Source organism: Streptomyces sp. NBC_00237 (genome assembly GCF_026342435.1).
Taxonomy (GTDB): domain Bacteria; phylum Actinomycetota; class Actinomycetes; order Streptomycetales; family Streptomycetaceae; genus Streptomyces.
This window is the reverse complement of the sequence record NZ_JAPEMT010000002.1, coordinates 934,667-959,698: the sequence shown is the minus strand read 5'-3', so window position 1 is coordinate 959,698 and position 25,032 is coordinate 934,667. Positions and strand designations below refer to the sequence as shown.

Below are 25,032 nucleotides of genomic sequence, written 5' to 3'. Positions count from 1 at the left end.
TTCTGCTGTCTGTAGTCGCCTTGCAATGATCAGGCCCTCACGCTCCGTAACCTGCGGAGATCCGTGTCTGTGATCTTGGGAGTGGTTGATGTCTGCATCGGGCGATGTGACGGTCACTCAAGCGGAGCGCATAAAGCGGCTGCGCGCACAGCTCCAGGGCTTGAAGCCGTTGGGTACCTTCGGTGGGGCGAAGGTGGCGCCTGCCGCGGCGACGGGTCTGCTGTACGGGGTGATGCTGCGCGGCGCGGCCCGCATGGCCGACGGGCGGGAACTGACCGATCTGGAAACGCAGATGGTGAAGTTCCTGCGGCCGCTGGCCTCGGAGGAAGAGATCCGTGAGCTGGGGCGGGTCTTCGCCGATGAGCAGTCGTCACACGCCCTGGGGATGTTTCCCGACGTGCTGACCTCGCGCGGCATGGAACAGGGGTACGCGTTCGAGGACCTGGTCAAGGACCTGCCCGCGCTGCGCGCCGACGTCGCGGCGCAGCCGAACCTGAGCCTGGTCGACCTCGACCGGCTCGACGAGGGCGCACCCCTGGACAGCCCGGAGTTCATCGAGGGCATGAGCGCCTACGGGCACGGCGTCACGGTGGTCACGGCGTCCGACCACCACCCTGACGCGCGGGCGACCGCCAAGCCGGAGCAGGTGCTGGTGGAGCTGAAGGCATACAGCTGCCAGCGGGAATCCAACGAACTCGGCGACGACGAGCTCTACTGGGCCCACTCCGCCAGCTCGGACAAGGCCGGTAAGCAAAGTGGCGTCACCCGCGAGTACGGGGACGTGGCGACCGGGGACTACCGGGCTCTCGACGCCGGAACGGTGCTCTTCAACGGCCAGGTCGACAAGTTCCTGACCGCCCACATCATCTGCTGGGAGGCCGACCACAGCTCCTCCCAGTGGCGCGACGACATGCACGACACGATGCGGAAGATCTCGGACATCCTGTTCGAGATGGCCGACAAACTGGCCCAGTACGGCGGCCACTTCCCCGTGCCGGAGTACCACGACCTGATCGACTACTTCGAAATCGTCGGGATGATTGCGCTGGCCATCGCGGCGCTGCTGGAGCTGTTCCGCAACCACGACGACGAGGTCGCCGCACGTACGTTCGTCTTCGACCGTGCGGCCCTGGGCAAGTGGGCCAACGACCTCAACGCGATCGCGAACTTCGAGTTCGACGGCGGCAGCGAGGGGCACTTCACGCTCATCGCCAAGGCCACCAGCTCCATCAACGCCCGCCCCCGCGCCACCTCCATGCCCCGCGTCCTGCCCGGAGGGCAGCACACGTGGAGCCCCGACGTGCCCTTCCCGTCCGGCACCATGTCCGGAACACCCGCACTGGCCGAGTACTACGACAAGCTGTACTGCGTGGTCCCCGGATTCGCAGGCTCCGGCAGCCTGTGGTGGAGCACCCTGGAAAACGGCGCCTGGCGTCCGTTCGCCCAGATCCCCGGGGCCGTCACCAGCGACTCGCCGTCCCTGACAGCCCAGTCGGGGCCGGGAGCCGGACTGTGGTGCGCCTACAACAGGCGTAATGCCGTGGTGGTGACCCGGTTCTCCGGCAGTTCCTGGTCCGGGCAAGAAACGGTCGCCGAGAACATCGTGCTCGGCTCACCCGCCCTCAGCACCTACGGCCAAAGGTTGATCTGCGTCGTCCGCGGGCCGGAGAACAAGCTGTACTGGAACGAACGCGACTACGACCGGTGGGGCACGTTCAAGCCGTTCGCCAGCGGCACGACCTGCGACTCTCCCGCCCTGGGCCAGGACGGATCGGGCGTTCCCCACTGCGTGGTACGTGGCTCGAACGGAAAGGGGCTGTACCTGAGCAAGTACATCTCTTCCACCCCTAGTTGGTCCTCGTTCCAAGGGCTGCCCCTGGGCTCCGCCTCCGCACGCCCGGCCCTCGCCCATTCCGCGGAGGGGCTGGTGTGCATGTTCCGGGCCGACGACCTCTCGGAAGAACTGCGCTACGCCACCTTGCGGGACAACACCTGGTCCCCCGTCACCAAGCACCCCACCGCCACCAGCGCCGACGGCCCCGCCCTCGTCAAGTACTCCGACACCACCCCCGAGGCACCGTACGGCTACCTGTACTGCGTCCACCGCGGCTAGGCGCAAAGCAACAGGCACGCAACCCCGTGGGGCCGACCCCGGTCGGCCCCACGGCCGGGCGGTGCCGCGCTTCCATCGGTCAGGAACCGGACGTTTGCCGGTGCCGAAGTTGCCCAGCTCGGCCGGGCGCCCTGGCGTTGCGGTAGAAGTCGACGGTCTCCAGCCGGGAGGACTCCGTACAGCGAGTCCCCACTCGTACACGAGCTTGAACACGGTCGCGTCCCGGTGCGCGGCCAGCGCCCCCTTGCGGGCAGCCGCCCGCCACGCTGCTGCCGGGCCCACCCCTCCAGCATCGCGTCGCAGACCGCGTCCTCAGGATGCAGGGCCCCTTGTCAGTGGTGCCCCCTATCGTCATTCCATGACCACGAAGAAGAGATACGCGGCCCTCCTGCGAGGAATCAACGTGGGCGGCGGCAAGAAGCTCCCCATGGCCGAACTGCGAGACCTGCTGGGGGAGTTGGGGCACACGGACGTAAGCACCCTCCTCGCCAGCGGCAACGCGGCCTTCCGCACGGACTCCGGGGCGTCCGAGGAAAGCCTCGCCCGCGACCTGGAGAACGCCATCGAGAAACGCTTCGGATTCACCGTCGCCTGCCTGGTCCGCGACCACGCCTACCTGCGCGCCGTCGCGGAAGCCTGCCCCTTTCCCGCCGCCGAACTGGAGGGGAAGCAGCTGCACGCGAATTTCTACTCCGGCCCGCTCGACGCGGAACGTTTCGCGGGCCTCGACCCGGCCTCGTACCTCCCGGAGGAATTCCGCCTCGGCGACCGGGTCCTCTATCTGTACGCCCCCGACGGTCTGGGCCGTTCCGCACTGGGCGAGGCACTGTCCAAGCCCGCGCTCAACAAGGGCCTCACGGTCACCAGCCGCAACTGGAACACGGTGGTGAAACTGGTCGAACTCACCGCCTGAGACCCGCCGCGTCCGCAGCAGCCCTCACCCCTGCGCCAGCCCCCTCGGCCTGCCCCACCGAAGAGGGCGACGTCGGACCCGTGCGGTGGTGTGCTCATACGGTGGTTCGCTCGACCGGAATCCACAGCTCCGCCTCCGCTTGTGTGGCGTCCGCGTTCAGGCGGGTCCGCAGGATCTCCGGACCCGGCCTGCTGCGGTACGGATTCGACGGGAACCACGCGGTGAACACGTCCCGCCACAGGTACTGCAACGCCTGCGGAAACGCCCCGGAACTCTCGAACACCGCCCAGGTCCCGGCCGGTACCTCCAACGAGTCCAGATCCTCCGGAACGTCGGCCGCGCTGCTCACCACCGCGTGGTAGTAGTCCAGTTCGGTCCCCTCGGCCCGGCTGCCCGCGAGGTCGTCACTCACCCCGACGATGCCCTCCGGCTGCTGGTCGGACAGCGCCTCGACCCGTGCCATGACGTCCTTGCCGATGCCCCGGATGAAATCGGCGATCGCCGGATTCATCCCCTCGTGCACGAGCGGCACCCGCGCCTTCTTCCCCACCACCCGGAAGGCGTCCTTCTCCACCACGCGGTACTCCATGCTGCTGTTCCCTTCGACGACGAGCCGGAAGGACATCCGGGGCTGCGAGCGCAGGACCGCACCGGTCCGCCGTGCCTCGCCGGGACCGACCCCGTGCAGGGCGCGGAACGCGCGGGCGAAAGCCTCGCCCGACCCGTATCCGTACCGCACGGCGATCTCCAGCAGGGTCCGCCGGCCGTCCAGCACCTCGGCCCCGGCGAACGTCAGCCGCCTGCGCCGTACGTACTCCGACAGCGGAATCCCCGCCAGTGCCGAGAACAGCCGACGGAAGTGGTACTCCGACGTCATCGCGAGCCGTGCCAGTTCGGCGACGTCCACCTCGGCCCGCCGCGCCACCTGCTCCTCGATGCGCTCCATGGCCTGATTCAGCCGTTCCAGCACCCCGGACCTTCCTTCCTCATTTCGCCTCCGACGTTAGGCGGCACCCACCCTGCCGCACCCGACATCCTGTGCCCGGAAAGGTCGGGGCATGATCGACGACGTCATCACACGACCAGCGGGGAGGACTTCATGCGTTACGTCGTCATCGGTGCGGGAGCCGTGGGCGCAGTGGTCGGCGGAAGGCTCGCCGAGTCCGGGCACGAGGTGGTGCTCGTCGCCCGGGGAAGCCACCTCGCGGCCCTGCGGGACACGGGCCTGCGGCTCACCACGCCCGAGGGCACCAGGACGCTGCGGCTTCCCTGAGCCTCGGGCCCGCAGGAGGTGGAGCTGCGCGCCGACGACGTACTCGTGCTGGCGGTCAAGACGCAGGACAGCGTTGCCGCGCTGGACGCGTGGAGCGGGCGGCCGGTCGCGGGCGGCGGCACGGCGGGGGAGGTGCTGCCTCTGGTCTGCGCGCAGAACGGTGTGGAGAGCGAGCGGCTGGCGCTGCGGCGGTTCCGGCGGGTGTACGCGATGTGCGTGTATCTTCCGGCGACCTTCGTGGAGCCGGGAGCGGTGTCGGCGGCGGGAGAGCCGGTGACCGGGATCCTGCATCTGGGGCGATTCCCGGACGGCGTTGACGAGACGGCCCTGCGCATCGCCGCGGACCTGGAGAAGTCGCACTTCCTGGTGCCGGTGGTGCCGGACGTGATGCGGTGGAAGTACGGGAAGCTGTTGAGCAACCTCCTCAACTCGCTGAACGCGGTATCCGGAACGGAGGCCCTCTCTTCTCCGGCGGGCCGCGATCTCGTCGCGCGTACGGTCGCGGAGGGGCGGGCCGTGCTGGAGGCGGCGGGGATCGCCGTGGCGAGCGACGAGGAACAGGCCGGGGCGAGGGAGGGGCGGATCGCCATGGCGGTGCTGGAGGGCGAGGCACCGGCCGGGGGGTCCTCGTGGCAGAGCCTGGTCCGGGGGACGGGGAGCATCGAGGCGGACTATCTGAACGGCGAGATCGTCCTCCTGGGCAGGACGCACGGGGTGGCGACGCCGGCGAACGCGGTGTTGCAGAGGGTGGCGAACGAGTGCGCGCGGGAGGGGTTGGGAGCGGGAAGGCTGGGCGTGGAGGAGGTGGTCGCGATGGTGGAGGCGGAGGCGGGGTAGGGGCAGCGCGCCGCAGGCGAACCCCGGTGGGTGGGGTCAGGCCGCTGCGGGCAGAAGTGCGCGGCGCAGCGCCTCCTCGTACCGGCCGAGGACGAGTGAGGTGACCTCCGGAGAGTCGCCGAGGACCTCGCTCAGGATGTCCGCGCCGCCCTCCTGGGCACCCCGTACGATCCGGTCCGGCAGGAAGCCGGGGGCCAGGACGTACGGGGCGACGGCCACCCGGGCGACCCCCGGAGCCGTGCGCAGGGCGCGTACCGCATCGGCGGTGCGCGGCAGTGAAGCGGAGGCGAACGCAGGTCGCACGGCACGCCATCCGGCGTTCCGCAGCTCCCGCGCGATTTCAGCGATCACTGCGATCGCCTCCGGGTCGGTGGAGCCCGCCGAGGCCAGGACGACCCCGGTCGAGCTCATGTCGCCGGGCCGCAGCCCGGCCTCGTACAGGCGGTGGGTGAGCGCGGTGAGGAGGAGCGGGGAAGGGCCCAGCACCGCCGCCCGCGTGATGCGCAGGTGCGGCAGGCCGGCCGAGGCATCGTCCAGTACCGCCGGGATGTCCGCCTTGGCGTGGAAGGCGCGCGTCAGGAGGAGGGGGAGGGCGACGACGTCCCGCGCCCCCGAGCGAGCGATGCGGGTCAGCGCCGCCGGTACGGAGGGGGTGTTGAAGTCGAGGAAGGAGACTTCCACCCGGGTGCCCGGCTGCCGCTCCCGCACCCGCTCCGCCAGGGCGTGCACCGTCGCCGCGTGGCGCGGGTCGCGGCTGCCGTGCGCGATGAGGAGGAGGGTGGGGGAGGGAGCGGCGTACACGGGGATCAGCTCCTGACGAGGAGGCCGCGGCTGCGGAGCACGCGGCGTTCCAGGGGCGAGAAGAACAACAGCTCGATGCCGATGCCGACGATCAGGATGAGGATGATCGTGGCGAGGACGCCGGACATGTCGCTGTTGACGCGGAAGTTCTCCATCAACTGGCCGAGTCCTGTCCCCAGGTCGGGCGAGCTGGCGATCAGCTCGGCGGCCATCAGGGAGCGCCAGGAGAACGCCCAGCCCTGCTTGAGCCCGGCGAGGTAGCCGGGGAGCGCGGCGGGCAGCAGGACGTGACGGACGCTGTCCAGGCCGCGTGCGCCGAGCGTGCGGCCCGCCCGCAGGTACAGCGGGGGGATCTGGTCGACGCCGGAGACGAGACCGTTGGCGATCGAGGGGACCGCGCCGAGCAGGACGACCGCGTAGATCGTCGCGTCGGTCAGCCCGAACCAGATGATCGCGGCGGGCACCCAGGCGACGGAAGGGAGCGACTGGAGGCCGGAGAGGATCGGCCCGATGGCCGCCCGGACGAACTTCACGCGTGCGACCAGCAGGCCCAGCGGAGTGCCGATCGCGACGGCCACCACGAAGCCGAGGGCGCCGCGCGAGATGCTGGTCCAGATGTAGCCGAGGAGGGTGCCGTCGAACCACATCGTCTCGACGGACTTCCATACGTCGAGCGGACCCGGCAGGACGTAGTCCGGCTTGATGTCGGAGGCCGCGGCGAGCTGCCAGAGCGTCAGGACGAGCGCGATGGCGACGAGCGGCGGGACGAGCTTGGAGAGGGCGATACGGCCGAGACCCACGCGCTCACGGGCGGGTGCGGTGTCGAGCGCGTCGAGCCCCGCTTCGAGCCCGGCCAGGCTCTCGGCGGTGCTGTTCTTCTTGGCGGTGCTGCTCTTCTCGGTAGTGTCGTGCTTCGTGGCAGTGCCGTGCGTCGTGGTGGTGAGGACGGAGTCCTCTGCCGCGACCCCGGCGCTCCGGGCGTCGGGGCCGGACGCCTCGGCGCCCGCACCGGTTCCGTCCCTGACGTCTTCGGCGGCCGTGGCGGACCCCGAGTCCGCGTCGGTCCCGGCGGCTCCGGCGGTTGAAGGGATCTCCGTACCTCCGGCGGACGGAGTTGTTCCCGTGTCCCCCACGGCCGGAGTGGTCTCAGTGCTGGCCATGTCGGCGGATCTCCCCACGCAGCTGTTCAGTGATCTCTACGGACAGGTCGGCGACCGCGGCGTCCTCGATGCGGCGCGGTTGCGGCAGGCCGATCTCCCATTCGCGGGCGATCCGTCCGGGGCGCGACGACAGCAGGACGACGCGCTGCGCCAGCCGTACCGCCTCGCGCACGTTGTGCGTGACGAACAGGACCGAGACCGAGGTCTCCGCCCAGATCCGGGTCAGTTCCTCGTGGAGGACGTCCCGGGTGATGGCGTCCAGGGCGGCGAACGGCTCGTCCATGAGCAGGAGTTGGCTGTCCTGGGCGAGCGCGCGGGCCAGGGCGACGCGCTGACGCATGCCGCCCGAGAGCTCGTGCACGCGCTTGCCGTACGCGCCCTGGAGACGTACGAGCTCCAGCAGGCGCTCCGCCTCGGGCTTGCGGTCCGGCTTCGCCACGCCCCGCAGTTTCAGGGCGAGTTCGATGTTCTTGCCCGCGGTGAGCCACGGGAAGAGGGCGTGCTCCTGGAACATCAGGGCAGGACGCCCGCCCGGTACGTCGATGGTTCCGGCCGACGGCTTGTCGAGCCCGGCGACCAGATTGAGCAGGGTGGACTTTCCGCAGCCGGAAGCCCCCAGGAGGGTCACGAACTCACCCGGGGCGACATCGATGGTGATGTCGTCCAGGACGAGCTGCCGGGCCGATCCGGGTCGGCCGAACGACTTCGAGACGTGGTCGATGCGCGCGGCGTACGGCGACGCCGATGCCGGTGCCGATGCCTTGTCGGCGACCGGGGCGGCTGCCGTTCCGGTCGTGACGAGCGTGCTGGCCATGGGTCTCACCTCCTGGGGGCTGGGGGTTGCTACGGGCTGAACAGCGCTGCGGGCAGGGTTACTTGACGCCGAGACCGGCGTCGGAGACCTCGGGCTTGCCCGCGGCCTTGAGGACCTTGTTCAGCGGGCGCAGGTCGTAGATGCCCTCCAGCAGCGGGTCCTTGAGCAGGCCCGCCTTCACCGCGTGCTGTGCCTCGTCGCGCAGGGTCGAGGCCAGCGGGTCGTCGATCACCTCGACGTTCTTGAACGCCGAGTCGAGGATCTTCGCGGGCAGTTCCTTGCCGGTTTCCTGCTTGAGATGGGTGTTGATGCTGGTCTTCGCCTTGTCCGGGTTGGCCTTGATCCAGACGTTGGTGTTGACCGAGCCGCGCAGCACCGCCTCGACGACCTCCGGGTGCTCCTTCAGGAAGTCCTGGCGGACGATGATGTTCGTGATGACGAACTTGTCGTCCTTCCACAGCTTCTTCTCGTCGAGGAGGACCTTGCCGCCGTCCGACACCAGCTTCGACGCGGTCGGCTCCGGCACCCAAGCGCCGTCGATCGCACCGGACTTGAAGGAGAGCGGGATCTCCTTGTTGTCCTGCCGCAGCACCGTCACGTCACCCTTGCCGGTGTTCGCGTCGACCTTGTGGCCCTTCTCGGACAGGTAGTTCAGGAGCGCCACGTCCTGGGTGTTGCCCAGCTGCGGGGTGGCGATGCGCTTGCCCTTGAGGTCGTCCAGCGACTTGATCTTGTCGGAGTTGACGACGAGGGAGACGCCGCCGGAGGCGGAGCCGCCGACGATGCGGAGGTTCTGGCCCTTGGACTTGGTGAAGCCGTTGATGGAGGGCGAGGGGCCGATCCAGCCGATGTCGATCGCCTTCGCGTTCAACGCCTCGATCTCGGAGGGTCCCGCGTTGAAGACCTGAGTCTTGACCTTGGTGCCGCCCAACTCCTTCTGGAACAGGCCCTCCTGAAGACCCACCAGGGCGGTGGCGTGCGTGACGTTGGCGAAGTAGCCGATCTTCACCTCGTCGAGGCCGCCGATCTTCTCGCCCTTGGCGGCGGGGGCGGCCTTCGCCGGATCGTCCTTCTTGGCCTCGGAGCCGTAGCCGCAGGCGCCGAGCGCGGCGATCAGCAGGGGCAGCGCGGCGGCCGCGGCCAGGGAACGGCGCAGGGTGGTGCGGGGGACAGTCATGGTGATGGGTCCTCGGGTCTTCGTTCGTGCACGCTTGCTCGCATGCGGAGAGAAGTGCGGAAGGGCTCGCGGTCGTCGGGGCTGTACGTCATCGCGCACATCGCCCGACCCCGCCCTGCCCGCTGCCGAGGGTGCCGCTGCCTATCCGGCCGCCCTCCTTCGCGAACGTCGCGTAGACGTCGACCATGGTCATGAGGAACCCGGTCATCGGGAACCCGGTCATCGGGGACCCGGTCATCAGAAGTCCCAGCCTTCTTCGTCAGCAACCGTGTTGACGGCTGCGGTGGAGGCGAAGGACCGGCCCGCCATCCCCGCGGCGAGCGTCGTGCCGTCCGCCGGGTCGATCAGCAGGAAGGAGCCGGTGCGCCGCGAGTCCGCGTACGCGTCGAGCGCCAGCGGCTCGGCCGTCCGTACGACGATCCGTCCGATGTCGTTGGTGACGAGCTGCCCGGGAGCCGGGTGCTGGGAGAGGTCGTCCAGCGTGAGCCGGGACGGGATGTCCTTGACGATCGCCTTGACCGTGCGGGTGGTGTGCTTGAGCAGCACCCGCTGCCCGACGGCAAGCGGCCGGTCGGCGACGTGGCACACGGTCGCCTCGACGTCCTGCGTCGGCTCGGGGGCGTCCGAGCTCGGGGCGATCAGGTCGCCGCGCGAGACGTCGATGTCGTCGGTCAGGCGCAGCGTCACCGACTGCGGGGCCCACGCGATGTCGACTTCCTCACCGAGTGCGTCGATGCCCTCGATGGTGCTGGTGCGTCCCGACGGCAGTACGATCACCTGCTCGCCGACCCGGAACGCCCCGGCCGCGATCTGTCCCGCGTATCCCCGGTAGTCGGGGTGCTCGGCGGACTGCGGCCTGATGACGTACTGGACGGGGAAGCGGGCGTGGCAGGCGGTCAGGTCGTGCGCGACCGGCACCGTCTCCAGGTGCTCCAGGACGGTCGGACCGCCGTACCAGTCCATGTGCGCGGACGGCTCGACCACGTTGTCCCCGGCGAGCGCGGAGATCGGGATCGCCGTGATCTCGGGGACGCCCAACTCGCTTGCGTACGCGGTGAATTCCTCGGCGATACGGGCGAAGACCGGCTCCGCGTAGTCCACCAGGTCCATCTTGTTCACGGCCAGCACCACGTGCGGAACGCGCAGCAGCGCGGCGACGGCGGCATGGCGGCGGGTCTGCTCGACGACCCCGTTGCGGGCGTCGACCAGGACGACCGCCAGCTCGGCCGTCGACGCGCCGGTCACCATGTTCCGGGTGTACTGCACGTGCCCGGGGGTGTCGGCCAGGATGAACCGGCGGCGGATCGTCGCGAAGTACCGGTACGCCACGTCGATGGTGATGCCCTGCTCGCGCTCGGCGCGCAGGCCGTCGGTCAGCAGCGCCAGGTCGGGCGTCTCCTGCCCCCGGTTGCGGGACGCGTGCTCGACGGCCTCCAGCTGGTCGGTCAGTACCGACTTCGAGTCGTGCAGCAGCCGCCCGACCAGGGTGGACTTGCCGTCGTCGACGGACCCGGCAGTCGCGAAGCGAAGGAGGGTGGTGGTGCTCAGCTGTTCGGCAACAGTGGTCATGGTTAGAAATACCCCTCGCGCTTGCGGTCTTCCATCGCGGCCTCGGACATCTTGTCGTCGGCGCGGGTCGCGCCCCGCTCGGTGAGCCGGGACGCGGCGATCTCGGCGATGACGGCGTCCAGCGTGGTCGCGTCCGAGTCGACGGCCCCCGTGCAGGACATGTCGCCGACGGTCCGGTAGCGGATCAGCCGGGTCTGCGTCGTCTCCGACTCCTTCGGCCCGCCCCACTCGCCGGCGGTCAGCCACATGCCGTTGCGGGCGAAGACCTCGCGCTCGTGCGCGTAGTAGATCTCGGGGAGCTCGATCTTCTCGCGGGCGATGTACTGCCACACGTCCAGCTCAGTCCAGTTGGAGAGCGGGAAGACGCGGACGTGCTCGCCGGGGGCGTGGCGGCCGTTGTACAGCTGCCACAGCTCGGGGCGCTGGCGGCGCGGGTCCCACTGCGAGAACTCGTCGCGCAGCGAGAACACCCGCTCCTTGGCGCGCGCCTTCTCCTCATCGCGGCGGCCGCCGCCGAAGACCGCGTCGAAGCGCATCTCCTGGATCTTCTCCGTCAGCGGCAGCGTCTGGAGGGGGTTGCGCGTCCCGTCGGGCCGCTCGCGCAGCACGCCGCGATCGATGTAGTCCTGTACGGACGCCACGTGCAGCCGCAGCCCGTGCTGAGCCACCGCTCGGTCCCGGTATTCGAGTACCTCGGGGAAGTTGTGCCCGGTGTCCACGTGCAGCAGCGAGAAGGGAACGGGCGCCGGGGCGAACGCCTTCAGCGCCAGGTGCAGCATGACGATGGAGTCCTTGCCGCCGGAGAAGAGGATCACCGGCCGCTCGAACTCACCCGCCACCTCGCGGAAGATGTGCACCGCCTCCGACTCCAGGGAGTCGAGGTGGCTGAGCGCGAAGGGGCTGTCGACGCCTTCGTCCGTGGTTGCGGCGGTCGTCATGCCAGACCCCTCTCGGTGAGCAGCGTGTGCAGCGCGGTCGCGGACTCGTCGACGGACTGGGTGTGTGACGCGATGCGCAGGTCCGGGTCGACCGGAGCCTCGTACGGGTCGTCGACCCCGGTCAGCCCGGATATCTCCCCGGCCGCCTGTTTCGCGTACAGGCCCTTCACATCGCGTACGGAGCACACCTCGACGGGCGTCGCGACGTGCACCTCCAGGTACGCGGTGCCCTCGGACTGGTGCCGCTTGCGCACCGCCTCACGGCTGTCGGCGAACGGGGCGATGACCGGAGCGAGCGCCAACACGCCGTTGCGGGCCAGGAGTTCGGCCACGTAACCGATCCGTTGCACATTGGTGTGCCGGTCCTCGCGGCTGAACCCGAGTCCGGCCGAGAGGAACTCGCGGATCTCGTCGCCGTCGAGCACCTCGACCCTGCGGCCCTGGGCGCGCAGCCTCTCGGCGAGCGCGTACGCGATGGTGGTCTTGCCCGCGCTGGGCAGGCCGGTGAGCCAGACGGTGGCTCCGGTCACTGTGGTCTCCTGATCGTCCTGAACATCGCGGCCGTCCTGACGGTTCGTCATCCGTGCAGCCCGCATTCGGTCTTGCCGCGTCCGGCCCAGCGTCCGGCGCGGGCGTCCTCGCCCTCCAGCACCCGTCGCGTGCACGGGGCGCAGCCCACGGACGCGTAACCGTCCATCAGGAGCGGGTTGGTGAGGACGCCGTGCTCACTCACGTACGCGTCGACGTCATCCTGCGTCCAGCGGGCGATCGGGGAGACCTTGACCTTGCGGCGCTTGGCGTCCCAGCCGACGACCGGGGTGTTGGCCCGGGTCGGGGACTCGTCGCGGCGCAGCCCTGTCGCCCACGCGTCGTACGAACTCAGGCCGTCCTCAAGGGGCTTGACCTTGCGGAGCGCGCAGCACAGGTCCGGGTCACGGTCGTGCAGCCTGGGCCCGTACTCGGCGTCCTGCTCGGCGACGGTCTGCCGGGGGGTGAGGGTGATGACGTTGACGTCCATCACCGCGTCGACGGCGTCGCGGGTGCCGATGGTCTCCTCGAAGTGGTAGCCGGTGTCGAGGAACACCACGTCGACACCGGGCAGGGCGCGCGAGGCCAGATGGGCGACGACCGCGTCCTCCATGGAGGAGGTCACGCAGAAGCGGCTGCCGAAGGCGCCGGTCGCCCACTTCAGGATGTCGAGCGGGGAAGCGTCTTCGAGGTCGCGTCCGGCCTGCTCGGCGAGTGCCCGCAGTTCTTCCCGCCGCTCTTCCTGAACGACCGTCATATCCCTTCCCCTTCCGTCGGGTTGCTCTTCGTCACGCCCCGGGACAGCAGCCCCAGGTACTTCAGCTGGAACGCCCGGTTGCAGGCGCGGCACTCCCACGCCCCGTGCCCGGTCTCGTTGGGCCGCAGGTCCTCGTCGCCGCAGTACGGGCAGTGGAACGGGGCCGCGCGCTCGCTCACGACAGGTCCCCGTCCGCCGCACGCGTCGCCCAGGTCGCGAAGCGTTCGCCGTCCTCGCGCTGCTCCTGGAAGCGGGTCAGTACGCGCTCCACGTAGTCGGGGAGTTCGGCCGCGGTGACCTTCAGGCCGCGGACCTTGCGGCCGAACCCGGCCTCCAGGCCCAGCGCGCCGCCCAGGTGCACCTGGTAGCCCTCGACCTGGTTGCCCTCGTCGTCCAGGACCAGCTGGCCCTTGAGGCCGATGTCGGCGACCTGGATGCGGGCGCAGGCGTTGGGGCAGCCGTTGATGTTGATGGTGAGCGGCTCGTCGAACTCCGGGATGCGGCGCTCCAGTTCGTCGATCAGCGAGGCGCCGCGCGCCTTCGTCTCGACGATCGCCAGCTTGCAGAACTCGATGCCGGTGCAGGCCATGGTGCCGCGCCGGAACGGAGAAGGCGTCACCTTCAGGTCCAGCGACTCCAGTCCCGCCACCAGCGACTCGACCTGCTCCTCGGCGACGTCGAGCACGATCATCTTCTGCTCGGCGGTGGTGCGCAGCCGCCCGGAGCCGTGCGTCTCGGCCAGTTCGGCGATCTTCGTCAGCGTGGAGCCGTCGACCCGGCCGACACGCGGCGCGAAGCCGACGTAGAAACGCCCGTCCTTCTGCCGGTGCACACCGAGGTGGTCGCGCCACGTCCCCTTGGGCTGCTGCGGCGCGGGCCCGTCGAGAAGCTTGCGCTTCAGGTACTCGTCCTCCAGGACCTGCCGGAACTTCTCCGGGCCCCAGTCCGCGACCAGGAACTTCAGGCGGGCGCGGTTGCGCAGCCGCCGGTAGCCGTAGTCGCGGAAGATCCCGATGACGCCGCCGTACACGTCCGGCACGTCCTCCAGGGACACCCAGGTCCCCAGCCGTACACCCAGCTTGGGGTTGGTGGAGAGCCCGCCGCCGACCCACAGGTCGAAGCCGGGACCGCGTTCGGGGTGCTCGACGCCGACGAACGCGATGTCGTTGATCTCGTGCGCCACGTCCAGCTGCGGCGACCCGGAGACCGCCGACTTGAACTTGCGGGGCAGGTTGGAGAAGTCCGGGTTGCCGATGAAGCGGCGGTAGATCTCGTCGATGGCGGGCGTGCCGTCGATGATCTCGTCGACGGCGATCCCGGCGACGGGCGAGCCGAGGATGACGCGGGGGGTGTCGCCGCACGCCTCCGTCGTCGAAAGCCCCACGGCTTCCAGCCGCCGCCAGATCTCCGGGACGTCCTCGATGCGGATCCAGTGGTACTGCACGTTCTGCCGGTCGGTGAGGTCGGCGGTGCCCCGCGCGAACTCCTGCGAGATCTCGCCGATGACGCGCAGTTGCTCCGTCGTCAGCCGCCCGCCGTCGATCCGCACCCGCAGCATGAAGTACTCGTCGTCCAGCTCCTCCGGCTCCAGGATCGCCGTCTTGCCGCCGTCGATCCCGGGCTTGCGCTGCGTGTAGAGACCCCACCAACGCATGCGGCCGCGAAGGTCGTTGGGGTCGATCGAGTCGAAACCGCGCTTCGAGTAGATCGTCTCAATACGTGTCCGTACGTTGAGACCGTCGTCGTCCTTCTTGAACTGCTCGTTGCCGTTGAGCGGCGTGTGATGCCCTACGGCCCACTGGCCTTCGCCACGGTGGCGTCCGGCCTTGCGGCGGGCGGTGACGGCAGCACCCGCGGCGGGCTTCTCTGGGGTGGCAGACATGGCGGTACGTCCTTCGGGCATGCGGGGGACTGCGGGCAGGCGGCTCTGACCTGCACACTCGCGCAGAAACGGCACGAAGGTGCGCAGACATGCGGGGCACGGGAGAGCAGGAAGGGTGAAGACGAGAAGTGCGGCAGTGCTGAGCTGTCAGCAGGCCGGACAGATGGCGCTGGACATGCGGCCGAGGTCGACGTGACGTCGACTGATCAAGGCAACTCCAGCTGCAGACATGACGGAAGCGTGGCACGCGGCTCTCGTGCCAGTCCACCACTATCCAAAATGTGGACCACTTCGTCTCGTATCGTGAAATCGTGTGTCCTGGGTCACTCCGCGGCCGTGCGGCGGTCATATCCTGCTGTACCCGTACATGCGCGGAATTCCGGGGGCGGTCGTGGGGGGACCCGCTGAAGAAGGCCGTGGACCGGGTGTCGGCCGCGCTGTACGGACGGCCGGCGGGGAGCTCCCTGCTCGCCGGAACGGGGCTGCGCCGCCACACCCGGCCGGTGCACGCGGGTCTGGGCCACGACCGCCAGCCACCTCGCCAGGGCCCCCCGCTCACGCCCCCGCTCACGCCCCCGGAAACGCCCCCGGCCACGGCCCCGGATTGGCCACGGCCGGTTCCTCCTCGACCGTCGTGTCGAAGAGCCGGAAGCCCCGCCGCTCGTAGTTCGCCATCGCGTGCGGCCCGTCCTTGGAGCAGGTGTGCAGCCACACCCGCTTCGTCGGCGTCCGGTCCGGGTGCCGCTCGGCGAGGTCCCAGGCGCGCCGGATTCCGTACGAGAGGAGGTGACCGCCGATCCGGCGGCCGCGGAACGCCGGGATCAGCCCGAAGTAGACGATCTCGACCGCGCCCTCGTCCTGGGCCTCCAACTCGACGTATCCGGCCGGGGTGCCCCTGTCGTACGCGACCCACGTCTCGACGCCGGGCCGGTCCACGGCCTGCCGCCACTGCTCGTACGACCAGGGCAGCCGGTCCGTCCAGCGGATGTCGCCGCCGACCGCCGTGTAGAGGAAGCGGCTCAGTTCGGGCGATGCGACCTCGGCCCGGACGATCCGCAGGTCGTCGCCCGGCGGGGGCGGGACCGGGTTCAGATCGTCGGGCGAAGTCTGTTCGAGGGACCAGGTGGTCACGGTCAGGGTGCTCATGGGGGTCAGGGAACCACGCATTCCGCGTCGTCCTCCAGGCGGGTCTACAGCTCCGGCCGCGCCCGCTCCACCACCGCCCCCAGGTCCAGGCTGCCCGGCAGCGTTCCGAACGCCGAACCCCAGTCCCCGCCGAGCCGCGAGGCGCAGAACGCGTCCGCCACCTCCGAGGGGGCCCAGCGCACCAGCAGTGACCCCTGCAACACCAGTGCCATCCGTTCCACCAGCCGCCGGGCCCGGCCCTCGATGCCGTCCAGGTCGGCAAGCTCCGTGAGGAGGTCCTTGACCGCGCCGTCGAGGCGATGATCGGCGCCGCGCGTCTGCCCGACCTCGGTGAGGAACGCGTTCAGCGCCATCGGTTCGCGCTGGAGGGCGCGCAGCACATCCAGGGCCTGGACGTTGCCCGACCCCTCCCAGATGGAGTTCAGCGGCGACTCGCGCAGCAGGCGCGGCATGCCCGACTCCTCGACGTAGCCGTTGCCGCCCAGACACTCCAGGGCCTCCGCCGCCACCGGGGTGCAGCGCTTCGTCACCCAGTACTTCGCCGCCGGGACCGCGAGCCGCAGCAGCGCCCGGTCCTGCTCGGTGTCGCTGTCGTACGCCGCCGCCAGGCGCAGGGCGAGCGTCGTGGCGGCCTCCGACTCCAGGTGCAGGTCCGCCAGGACGTTGCGCATCAGGGGCTTGTCGATCAGCTCGCCGCCGAACGCCCTGCGGTGCGCCGCGTGGTGCGTGGCCTGCGCGACCGCCTGCCGCATCAGCGCCGCCGAACCGATCACACAGTCGAGCCGGGTCGCCGCGACCATGCCGATGATGGTGCGCACCCCGCGCCCCTCCTCGCCGACCAGCCGGCCCCAGGTCCCGTCGAACTCGACCTCGCTCGACGCGTTCGACCTGTTGCCGAGCTTGTCCTTGAGGCGCTGGATGCGGAAGGTGTTGCGCGTCCCGTCCTCCAGTACGCGCGGGACGAGGAAGCAGCTCAGGCCGCCCGGAGCCTGGGCCAGGACGAGGAAGCCGTCGGACATCGGGGCGGAGCAGAACCACTTGTGTCCGGTGAGTACGTACCCGCCCGCCCGGCCGCCGTCGACGGGCAGGGCCTCGGTCGTGTTGGCCCGGACGTCGCTCCCGCCCTGCTTCTCCGTCATGCCCATGCCGAAGAGGGCGCCCGTCTTCCGCGCGGCGGGCAGCAGCTCCTGTCCGTACACCGTGGAGGTGAGACGGGGCTCCCACTCGGCCGCCAGCGACGGATCGGCGCGGAGCGCGGGGACGGCCGCGTGCGTCATCGACACCGGGCAGCCGTGTCCGCCCTCCGCCTGCGTCCACACCAGGAACCCGGCGGCGCGGCGGACGTGCCCGTCCGGGCGGCCCCACGCGTCGGTCAGTCCTGACGAGACGGCGTGGCCGAGCAGCCGGTGCCAGGAGGGGTGGAACTCGACCTCGTCGATCCGGTTCCCGTACCGGTCGTGGGTGCGCAGCTTCGGCGGGTTCTCGTTCGCCAGCGCACCCCACTCCTGGACCTGGGCGGACCCGGCGGCCGTGCCGAGCGCCGTCAGCTCCTCCTGTACGCCGTCGAGGAGAGCGGGCTCGACATGCCGTTCGACCGCCTCCTTCAGGGCGTGGTCCGCGCCGTATACGTCGTACCCCACCAGGGGAGGGGCCTGATTGGTGACTGTGTGGGTGGTGGCTGCCATGCGGCTACGGTAAGGAGGTGCAGCCAGCAAAAGAAACACCCGAACGGCCGCGGAAACACCGCAAGGAGAACCGGCTCCATCGCGCTCGGGTCCTCTACCGGAACGTGTCGAAGCGGAAGCTGGCCTGGCTGCTCCTCAAGGACACCGTCAACTCGTGCGTCGAGTACCGCATCCTCGGCCTCGCCGCCGAAGCCGCCTTCTTCACGCTGCTGTCCCTGCCGCCGCTCCTCCTCGGCCTGATCGGGCTGCTCGGCTACATCGACGACTGGACGGCCACCGAGACCGTCCAGTCCATCGAGCGCAACATCCTCAACGCCTCGCAGGCCGTCCTCTCCGACCGGGGCGTCAACGAATTCGCCAAGCCCCTGCTGGAGGACGTGACGCGGGAGGGCCGCCCCGACGTCATCTCGATCGGCTTCGCGATCGCCCTGTGGTCGGGGTCGAGGGCCGTCAACGTCTTCATCGACACGATCACCGTCATGTACGGACTGGACGGGCACCGCGGGATCGTCAAGACCCGGCTGCTCGCCTTCCTGCTGTACGTCGTCGCGCTGCTGATCGGCGCGGTGGTGCTGCCGCTGATGGTGGTGGGCCCCGACCGGGTGGTGGCGCTGGTGCCGTTCGGGACGGAGGTCATCAGCTTCCTGTACTGGCCGCTGGTGATAGTGCTGTCGGTGGTCTTCCTGACGACGCTCTACCACGTGTCCGTGCCGGTGCGCTCGCCCTGGGTGGAGGACGTGCCCGGGTCGCTGATAGCGCTGGGGATGTGGGTGCTGGGCAGCTTCCTGCTGCGGATCTACGTCACGAGCACGGTCGAGGGCGGGACGATCTACGGGTCCCTGGCCGCGCCCATCGCCGTACTGCTGTGGATCGGGGTGTCCGCGTTCGCGGTGCTGGTGGGGGCCGCCGTGAACGCGGCCATCGACCGGGTGTGGCCGTCGGTCGCCACGGCCGCCGCCCGCGCCGACAACGACCGGCTGCGCACGGCGCAGGCGGCGGCGGTGATAGCGCGGGCACGGCAGGCCGAACTGGAGCAGCAGGCGGGCTGGGTCCGCGACGAGGACGACGAGGAGTACGGGGACGACGGCGAGGGCCAGTGGACGGAGGCCAACCCGGACATGCCGTCGGAGTTCCCGGAGCGGTGGTCGCGGTTCCTGCCGCCGGACGACGTGAAGGGGAGGCTGCACGCGCAGCGGGTGCGGGAGGCGGAGAGGGAGCCGGGGGAGTCGAAGGGGTAGGGCTGGGGGCGCAGGTTGGGCCAGGGCTCGTCCGGCAGGCCGGGCCCGTGCGGTCCAGGGCGGTCCTCCCGGTGCGGATCACTGCGTGACGGTCCGACACCGGGAGCCCCGGGCCCCTGGGGGGGGGGCTCCTCGGCCGTCCACGCGTACGTGCCGGGCGGGAGCCTCGGCGGAGGCGGTTCCGGCTACCGGACGGAGGGCCCCGGAGCGCCTGGGGACGCCGGGCCGGGCACCGAGGGGGTCGCCGCGACCGTTCCGCCGACCGTTCCGCCCGTCGCCTCCGTGCTCGTCGCCTCCGGTGGAGCCGCCAGCACCTTCGAGCCCCACGCGAGCTTGACGGTGATGTGTCCCTCGATCGAGCTCTTCGCGATTACCGCCCCCGCCTCGCCCGTCAGCTTCACGCCGAACTCCAGCTCGACGCCCTCCGGCATGAGCGATCCGCCCCGGAACGTCCGCAGTGCGGACTCGGCCGCCGTGCGGATGCCCGCCAGGGCGTCCTCGAAGTTGCGGCCGGCGTCCAGCAGGTTGTCGCGGCGCGAGACCAGGGTCGCCCCCGGCGGGCGGTGGTCGACCTCGACGACCACATGCCCGCCGTCCTCGGTCTTGAACTGCATCAGTTCGCTCACAACAGCCCCCGTGATCCAGTGAGTTGTGCGGTTCCAGGTGCACCGCATTGTCCCTGAGGAAGTGCGTGAGTACCAGCGGACCAGCCGTTGAGTAGCAGTGCGAAGGGGGCGCGAAGGAGGGCGCGAGGGAGCGGCGTGCAGAGGTGCGACGTAGCCTGGAAGCATGCCCGGCACCTACCAGGAACGCCCGTCCCGCCTGGACGGCGCGGTCCTCTGGCGGCGCGACGCCGACCCCGACCCCGCGCCCGACGCGGTGGTGTACCCGGTGCTGCCCGACGGCTGCATGGACCTGATCCTGATCGACGGGCGGCTGATCGTCGCAGGGCCCGACACCCGGGCCCACGGCACGTCCGACAGCCCCGGCGGACGCTTCGCCGGTATCCGCTTCGCCCCGGGGACGGGGTCCGCCTTCCTCGGCGTACCGGCGCACGCGCTGCGCGATCTGCGCGTACCGCTCGAAGAGCTGTGGCCGCGCGCCGTCGTGCGGGAGCTGACCGGCCGGATCGCCGACGCACCCGAAGTGACCGGCGCACTGGAGGAGTTCGCGCTGCGCCGGGCGGCCGAAGCCGGGCCGTGGGACCCCGTGATGCGTGCCGTCGCCACGGGGCTCGGCGCGGGGGCGACGGTCGGGGAGGCCGCCGAAACCGTCGGGCTCGGCGCCCGCCAGCTGCACCGGCGCTCCCTCGACGCCTTCGGGTACGGGCCCAAGACGCTCGCCCGGGTGCTCCGGCTCCAGCGCGCCCTCGCGCTCGTACGGCAAGAAGTGCCGTTCGCGGAGGCGGCCTACCGGTCGGGCTGCGCGGACCAGGCCCATCTGGCGCGTGAGACAAGGGAGTTGGCCGGGATGACGCTGCGCGCCTACCTGGCCCTCGTACGGCAGCGCTACGCGAGCCCGTCCGCGAACAGGGACACCCCGAGGCCGTCCGGGTCGAGCACGACGGCGTAGCGCTGGCCCCATTCGGCGTTCCACGGCTTCATGCTGCCGGTGTACCCGGCGGCGAGAAGTCCGTCGTACGTGGCGTCCACGTCGGCGGCGTCGTCGCAGCGGAAGGCGAGGCCGATCCGGTCGCCGCCCTCCGGCTTCTGCCACGCGGGGTCGATGGAGCGCATCACGTCCTCGGTGTCCCACATCATGCGCAGGCCGCCGGGCAGTGCGGCCTCCACGTGCGGAAGGGACGCGGCGTCGTCGGGCACCGGGACGCCGAGTCGGCGGTAGAAGGCGAGGGAGGCGGCGAGGTCGGCCGTGACCAGGCCGAAGGCGTCGAATCGAGGAGTCATGGGGGGAACGTATCCCGCCCGACGGCTGCGGATCTTGAAGGAATCGGACGTGGCAGCCGCCTGCCGGGGTTACGGGGCTGGGGGAGGGCTGCGAGTCTCCGGGGGGAGGGGTGGCGAGCACGCGTTTCGCCGTGGGCGCAGCGCCCGCCGGAACTCCCGTTTCGCCGTGGGCGCAGCGCCCACAGGGGCCGTTCCCCACCCCCTCGGGGCATGATCATCCGCATGAAGCTACTGATACTCGGCGGCACCGAGTTCGTCGGCCGTGCCGTCACCGAGGACGCGCTCGCCCGGGGCTGGGACGTGACCGTCTTCCACCGGGGCAACCACGCCCCGCCGCCCGGCGTCACCGCCCTGCACGGCGACCGCGTCGGCGACCTCTCCGCGCTCGCCGACGCGGTCCGCGACGGTGCCCGGTGGGACGTCGTACTCGATACGTGGTCGGGTGCGCCCGCCGCGGTGCGCGAGGCGGCACAGCTCCTCGCCGACCACGCCGACCGGTACGTGTACGTATCGTCCCGCTCGGTCTACGCCGACCCGGTCCCGGCCCACCAGGCCGAGGACGGCGTCCTGGTCGAGCCGGGCGACGAGGGCTACGCGCACGTCAAGCGCGGCGGGGAGAAGGCCGCCGTCGAGGTGTTCGGCGAGGACCGCTGCGTGCTGGTCAGGGCGGGCCTGATCGTGGGCCCCGGCGAGAACATCGGCCGCCTCCCCTGGTGGCTGAACCGCATCGCCCTCGGCGGCCCGGTGCTGGCCCCCGGACCCCGCGACCTGCCCCTCCAGTACATTGACGCGCGCGACCTCGCGGTGTGGATGCTGGACGCGGCGGAGCAGGGGCTGTCCGGCCCGTACAACCTGATCTCGCCCCAGGGGCACGCGACCATGGGCGAACTGCTGGATTCCTGCGTACGGGCGACGGGCGCGACCGGCGTCGAACTGCGCTGGGCGGAGCCGGAGTTGATCCTCTCCCACGGCATCGTGCCGTGGATGGACCTGCCGGTGTGGGTGCCGCCGGGCGAGGACCACGACGCGATCCACCGCGCCGACGTCACGAAGGCGGTCGCCTCGGGGCTGCGGTGCCGCCCGGTCGCGGAGACCGTGGCCGACACCTGGGCGTGGCTCGGTACGCTCGGCGGGGTGGCCCCGCAGCGCACGGACCGGCCCGTGGTGGGCCTCGCCCCCGACATCGAGGCGAAGGTGCTGGCGGCTCTGGGCAGTTGACGGGGACGGGCGGGGTGAGCCGCGCCCGCCGCGCCCGCGTGCTCACTTCGCCCGCGCGTTCAGTCCGTCCGCGTGTTCAGCCCGTCCGCGTGTTCAGCCCGTCCGCGTGTTCAGCCCGTCCCCGTGCTCACTCCCTCCAGTTCTCCGTGGCGATGAGCAGCCCCACGCGGTGCGGCTGGAAGTCGACGAGTTCGCGGCACCGGTCGGTCATCGCCCGGTGCCGCTCCTCCCAGTCGGGCCGGTGCCCGTACGCGTCGAAGAATCCCTCCAACGCGGGTACCCACTCCGGGTGATGGGTGCGGACGATCCACTCGCACCAGGCCAGGTCCTCCACCGGGTCGCCCGCGTGCGCCCACTCCCAGTCGAGCAGTGCGGTGAGGCGGGAGCCGTCGTCGGAGAGCAGCATGTTGTTCGGCCCGAAGTCCCCGTGCACCAGCACCGTGCCGGGCCGGGCGCGGGGGAACACCTCGACGGCGTCCACTGAGTGCACCGCGCGCAGCGCCACTCCGCAGGTGTGCAGTACGGAATCCGCCCATCCGGCGTCGATCAGGTCCTGGCCGTGGACGCCGTCCAGGAAGGTCATGCTCAGGCTCTCCCCGGTGAGGCCGATCAACTGGGGCACCGGCAACCGCGCCCCGATCGTCTCCAGCCCGCACAGCGCGGCGGCCTCCCGCTCCATGCGGCGCTGGGCGTCCCGGCCCTTGTACGTCTTGGTGACGACACCGGCGTGATGGGTGGTGTGGTTGGTATATCCATGCGGCAGCAGTTCCATGGGCTCAGCTTTGCTCATGAATAGGGTCGTACGGGCCGCACTTCCGAAGGGAGGCGGGAGGTTGACGCCGGTGGGACGGGGTGCGAGGGGTGCGTGGGGAACTTGTGTACCCATGAGGCGAGGGTGCGGGGCTGGGGCGGCCCGCCGCAGGCCACCCCAGGCGCGGCCCGCCGCAGTCCATCTCAGGCGCGGCCCGCCACAGAAGCTCCCGCCCCGGCCCCCGCTAGGCGGACGCTCTACGCACGAGGACCGTGGAGTCCGTCCGCGTCCCCTCCACGCCCTCCGGCGTCAGCTGCTTCCGCTCGTGCTCCGCACAGACGAGCACCTCCCACAGCCCTTCCTCCAGCCGGAGCGAGCCCACCACCTCCTCCGGCGACGGCAAGTGCACCTCCGGGTGCGGGTTCTCCTGCCAGGACGGCCACCCCGAGTGCCCCTCGATCAGGAGCAGCCCGCCGGGGGCCACCGCAGAAGCAGCCCTCCGCAGGATCTCCTCGCGCGGCAACTCCGTCGGCGAGTGCAGGAACTGGGACGAGACCAGGTCGAACTCCCCCTCCGGGAAGGACTTCCCGAGCTCGTGCCGCTCCCAGGCGATCCGGTCCGCGACCCCCGCCTCCGCCGCGTGCCGCGCGGCCCGGTCCAGGGCCACCCGGGAGATGTCCGTGGCCGTCACCCGCCACCCCTGCCGCGCCAGCCACACGGCGTCCGCGCCCTCGCCGCAGCCCAGGTCCAGGGCCCGGCCCGGGGTCAGCCCGGCGGTCTCCCGGACCAGGACCACGTTCGGGTCGCCGCTCCAGATGCGGTCGCTCTCCGCGTAACGCCCGTCCCAGAACTCCTCGGATTCCGTCGGGTCCAACGCGCCATCAACAGTCGTCATGAGTGCTCCTTCGGCGAAGTGGGTCCGCTGGCCGCGTGCCGACAGCGTCCGCCCGCCCCCGCCCGCACAGCAAAGGTTCTTGCCGGAACGGCAAAACCGGCGTTCGGACCAAGAGCCCTACCGGCCCGCGATGAGCAGGGCGAGGGCCAGGCCGGACAGGGCGAGGGGGAGCCCGCTCCGATCCTGGGTGGCGATTTTCGGCGTTCCGTCCGATGTGTCTGCTGGACTGGAGTGTCCGCCGAAGTGCCCGCCGGGGCTTTTTCGGCTGGGAGTTGATCGGAGGTGGCGGAGACCTCGGTGGCTTCCGCGCACAGGGTAACCATAAGGTGAGGCTAGCCTAAGTTTTTGTTGGGCCGAGGTGCTGTCGATCTTCGTCGTGCATTAGGTTAGGCTCACCTAACAAAACCCCGGGAGGATTTTGCATGCCTGAGCACATACCGTCGCAATCACCGTCCACACCGGATGAGTTCGCAGGTCACGGCGAATTCGCCGGACGTGTCGCGCTGGTCACCGGTGCGGGTCAGGGCATCGGTGAAGCGGTGGTACGGGCCCTGGTGGCGCGTGGGGCGACCGTCGCCGCCACGGACCGGGTGCCCACGGGCGTCGAGGCGCTCGCCGAGGAACTGGCGGCCCGGGGCGGGCCGGGCAAGGCGGTGGCGTACCCGCTCGACGTCACCGACGGGTCGGCCGTGGACGCGGTCGTCGCCCGGGTCGAGGGCGAACTCGGCCCGCTGGACCTCCTGGTGAACGTCGCCGGAATCCTCCGTACCGCTCCGGCAGTCGAACTCACCGACCGGGACTGGGCCGACACCTTCGCCGTCAACACCACCGGCGTCTTCCACACCTCGCGGGCCGCCGCCGCCCGCATGACGGAGCGCCGCAAGGGGTGCATCGTCACCGTCGCCTCCAACGCCGCCGGGATACCCCGCACCGGCATGGCCGCGTACGCCGCCTCCAAGGCGGCCGCCGCCATGTTCACCAAGTGCCTCGGTCTGGAGGTCGCCCGCAGCGGCGTCCGCTGCAACGTCGTCGCCCCCGGCTCCACCGACACTCCCATGCTGCGCAGCATGGGAGAGGGGCGCTCCGATGCCGAACGCGCCCTGATCGAGGGCGACTTGGCGTCGTACAAGAACGGCATACCGCTCGGCCGGATCGCACAGCCGGAGGACATCGCGGACGCGGTGCTCTTCCTCGCCTCCGACCGGGCGCGGCACATCACCATGCAGGACATCTACGTCGACGGCGGCGCGACGTTGCGCTGACCGTTCCGTTCCCGAATTCCCCTCCGCTCCCGAACTCCCTCCCGACGCCTTTCCCCTCTGGCTCCGCCCCCACATCCTCACGAGCATTGGAGAACCCGTGGACACCGTGTCGACGGCCCCCGAAGTCGCCACCGCCACCGTTCCGGCCGCTGTCCCGGCCCCGCGCGGCAG

Annotated in this window: 25 protein-coding genes and 1 pseudogene; 7 read left to right on the top strand and 19 right to left on the bottom strand. The window is 70.7% G+C overall.

From position 1 onward, the window contains the following. Positions 1 to 88: 88 nt before the first annotated feature. Positions 89 to 2,113, top strand: a complete 2,025-nt coding sequence (locus OG897_RS18480) for a hypothetical protein (protein ID WP_266658187.1) — start codon at positions 89 to 91, stop codon at positions 2,111 to 2,113. Positions 2,114 to 2,471: 358 nt separating this feature from the next. Continuing rightward, the gene (locus tag OG897_RS18475) at positions 2,472 to 3,026 is read left to right on the top strand and encodes a DUF1697 domain-containing protein (RefSeq protein WP_266658184.1); all 555 of its coding nucleotides are present in this window, start codon (positions 2,472 to 2,474) and stop codon (positions 3,024 to 3,026) included. 94 nt (positions 3,027 to 3,120) lie between these two features. Here OG897_RS18475 and OG897_RS18470 read toward each other — a convergent pair whose 3' ends face one another. After that, complete coding sequence (locus OG897_RS18470) at positions 3,121 to 3,996, bottom strand: GyrI-like domain-containing protein (RefSeq protein ID WP_266658182.1); 876 nt, start codon at positions 3,994 to 3,996, stop codon at positions 3,121 to 3,123. A 129-nt stretch (positions 3,997 to 4,125) separates the two neighbouring features. Between OG897_RS18470 and OG897_RS18465 the strand changes: the two are divergent. Beyond that, positions 4,126 to 5,136: pseudogene (locus OG897_RS18465) on the top strand (ketopantoate reductase family protein). Between the two features lie 36 nt (positions 5,137 to 5,172). Here the strand turns inward: OG897_RS18465 and OG897_RS18460 are convergent. From OG897_RS18460 to OG897_RS18400, 14 genes are all read right to left on the bottom strand, one after another. After that, positions 5,173 to 5,937 carry a sirohydrochlorin chelatase gene (locus tag OG897_RS18460; protein WP_266658180.1) on the bottom strand — a complete coding sequence of 255 codons (765 nt, stop codon included), beginning with the start codon at positions 5,935 to 5,937 and terminating at the stop codon, positions 5,173 to 5,175. Positions 5,938 to 5,942: 5 nt separating this feature from the next. Continuing rightward, positions 5,943 to 6,794 carry an ABC transporter permease gene (locus OG897_RS18455; RefSeq protein WP_266660281.1) on the bottom strand — a complete coding sequence of 284 codons (852 nt, stop codon included), beginning with the start codon at positions 6,792 to 6,794 and terminating at the stop codon, positions 5,943 to 5,945. A gap of 289 nt (positions 6,795 to 7,083) precedes the next feature. Further along, positions 7,084 to 7,911 carry an ABC transporter ATP-binding protein gene (locus OG897_RS18450; protein ID WP_266658178.1) on the bottom strand — a complete coding sequence of 276 codons (828 nt, stop codon included), beginning with the start codon at positions 7,909 to 7,911 and terminating at the stop codon, positions 7,084 to 7,086. 58 nt (positions 7,912 to 7,969) lie between these two features. Further along, positions 7,970 to 9,088, bottom strand: coding sequence for an aliphatic sulfonate ABC transporter substrate-binding protein (locus OG897_RS18445; RefSeq protein ID WP_266658176.1), 1,119 nt, complete (start codon positions 9,086 to 9,088; stop codon positions 7,970 to 7,972). A gap of 88 nt (positions 9,089 to 9,176) precedes the next feature. Continuing rightward, a complete protein-coding gene (locus tag OG897_RS18440; protein ID WP_266660538.1) occupies positions 9,177 to 9,326 on the bottom strand; it encodes a hypothetical protein in 150 nt (49 codons plus the stop codon). Then, a complete protein-coding gene (locus OG897_RS18435; protein WP_266658174.1) occupies positions 9,326 to 10,657 on the bottom strand; it encodes a sulfate adenylyltransferase subunit 1 in 1,332 nt (443 codons plus the stop codon). Before OG897_RS18435 ends, OG897_RS18440 begins: the two co-directional genes overlap by 1 nt. 2 nt (positions 10,658 to 10,659) lie before the next feature. Next, positions 10,660 to 11,595: a sulfate adenylyltransferase subunit CysD gene (gene cysD, locus OG897_RS18430; RefSeq protein WP_266658171.1), complete on the bottom strand. Its 936-nt coding sequence runs from the start codon at positions 11,593 to 11,595 to the stop codon at positions 10,660 to 10,662. Then, positions 11,592 to 12,176: an adenylyl-sulfate kinase gene (gene cysC, locus OG897_RS18425; RefSeq protein WP_266658170.1), complete on the bottom strand. Its 585-nt coding sequence runs from the start codon at positions 12,174 to 12,176 to the stop codon at positions 11,592 to 11,594. Before cysC ends, cysD begins: the two co-directional genes overlap by 4 nt. Next, positions 12,173 to 12,880 (bottom strand): phosphoadenylyl-sulfate reductase, encoded by a 708-nt coding sequence (locus OG897_RS18420; RefSeq protein ID WP_266658169.1) that lies wholly within the window; start codon positions 12,878 to 12,880, stop codon positions 12,173 to 12,175. The genes cysC and OG897_RS18420 overlap by 4 nt, the downstream gene beginning before the upstream one ends. After that, positions 12,877 to 13,059 (bottom strand): hypothetical protein, encoded by a 183-nt coding sequence (locus OG897_RS18415; RefSeq protein WP_266658168.1) that lies wholly within the window; start codon positions 13,057 to 13,059, stop codon positions 12,877 to 12,879. Before OG897_RS18415 ends, OG897_RS18420 begins: the two co-directional genes overlap by 4 nt. Continuing rightward, complete coding sequence (locus OG897_RS18410; RefSeq protein ID WP_266658167.1) at positions 13,056 to 14,762, bottom strand: nitrite/sulfite reductase; 1,707 nt, start codon at positions 14,760 to 14,762, stop codon at positions 13,056 to 13,058. Before OG897_RS18410 ends, OG897_RS18415 begins: the two co-directional genes overlap by 4 nt. Before the next feature lie 147 nt (positions 14,763 to 14,909). After that, entirely contained in the window at positions 14,910 to 14,993 is an 84-nt protein-coding gene (locus tag OG897_RS40820) for a putative leader peptide (RefSeq protein ID WP_323188103.1), read from the bottom strand. A 336-nt stretch (positions 14,994 to 15,329) separates the two neighbouring features. After that, positions 15,330 to 15,908: a GNAT family N-acetyltransferase gene (locus tag OG897_RS18405; protein WP_266658165.1), complete on the bottom strand. Its 579-nt coding sequence runs from the start codon at positions 15,906 to 15,908 to the stop codon at positions 15,330 to 15,332. Between the two features lie 44 nt (positions 15,909 to 15,952). Continuing rightward, positions 15,953 to 17,593 (bottom strand): acyl-CoA dehydrogenase family protein, encoded by a 1,641-nt coding sequence (locus OG897_RS18400; protein ID WP_266658163.1) that lies wholly within the window; start codon positions 17,591 to 17,593, stop codon positions 15,953 to 15,955. A 17-nt stretch (positions 17,594 to 17,610) separates the two neighbouring features. Between OG897_RS18400 and OG897_RS18395 the strand changes: the two genes are divergently transcribed. Then, a complete protein-coding gene (locus OG897_RS18395; protein ID WP_266658161.1) occupies positions 17,611 to 18,831 on the top strand; it encodes a YihY/virulence factor BrkB family protein in 1,221 nt (406 codons plus the stop codon). Between the two features lie 185 nt (positions 18,832 to 19,016). Here the strand turns inward: OG897_RS18395 and OG897_RS18390 are convergent, their stop codons facing one another. Beyond that, positions 19,017 to 19,457, bottom strand: a complete 441-nt coding sequence (locus tag OG897_RS18390; protein WP_266658159.1) for a CU044_2847 family protein — start codon at positions 19,455 to 19,457, stop codon at positions 19,017 to 19,019. Between the two features lie 163 nt (positions 19,458 to 19,620). On the opposite strand from OG897_RS18390, the gene OG897_RS18385 reads away from it, so the two are divergent. Further along, entirely contained in the window at positions 19,621 to 20,403 is a 783-nt protein-coding gene (locus tag OG897_RS18385) for a helix-turn-helix domain-containing protein (RefSeq protein ID WP_266658157.1), read from the top strand. Here the strand turns inward: OG897_RS18385 and OG897_RS18380 are convergent. Continuing rightward, positions 20,340 to 20,735: a VOC family protein gene (locus OG897_RS18380; RefSeq protein WP_266658155.1), complete on the bottom strand. Its 396-nt coding sequence runs from the start codon at positions 20,733 to 20,735 to the stop codon at positions 20,340 to 20,342. The two genes, OG897_RS18385 and OG897_RS18380, sit on opposite strands and share 64 nt — an antisense overlap. A gap of 222 nt (positions 20,736 to 20,957) precedes the next feature. Between OG897_RS18380 and OG897_RS18375 the strand changes: the two genes are divergently transcribed. After that, entirely contained in the window at positions 20,958 to 21,953 is a 996-nt protein-coding gene (locus OG897_RS18375) for an NAD-dependent epimerase/dehydratase family protein (protein WP_266658153.1), read from the top strand. 127 nt (positions 21,954 to 22,080) lie between these two features. On the opposite strand, the gene OG897_RS18370 is transcribed toward OG897_RS18375, so the two are convergent. Together OG897_RS18370 and OG897_RS18365 are read right to left on the bottom strand one after the other, a co-directional pair. Further along, positions 22,081 to 22,743: a phosphotransferase family protein gene (locus OG897_RS18370; protein ID WP_266658151.1), complete on the bottom strand. Its 663-nt coding sequence runs from the start codon at positions 22,741 to 22,743 to the stop codon at positions 22,081 to 22,083. 205 nt (positions 22,744 to 22,948) lie between these two features. Continuing rightward, the gene (locus OG897_RS18365; protein ID WP_266658149.1) at positions 22,949 to 23,599 is read right to left on the bottom strand and encodes a cyclopropane-fatty-acyl-phospholipid synthase family protein; all 651 of its coding nucleotides are present in this window, start codon (positions 23,597 to 23,599) and stop codon (positions 22,949 to 22,951) included. 422 nt (positions 23,600 to 24,021) lie between these two features. On the opposite strand from OG897_RS18365, the gene OG897_RS18360 reads away from it, so the two are divergent. After that, positions 24,022 to 24,861, top strand: coding sequence for a 2,3-dihydro-2,3-dihydroxybenzoate dehydrogenase (locus OG897_RS18360; RefSeq protein ID WP_266658147.1), 840 nt, complete (start codon positions 24,022 to 24,024; stop codon positions 24,859 to 24,861). Positions 24,862 to 25,032: the final 171 nt, after the last annotated feature.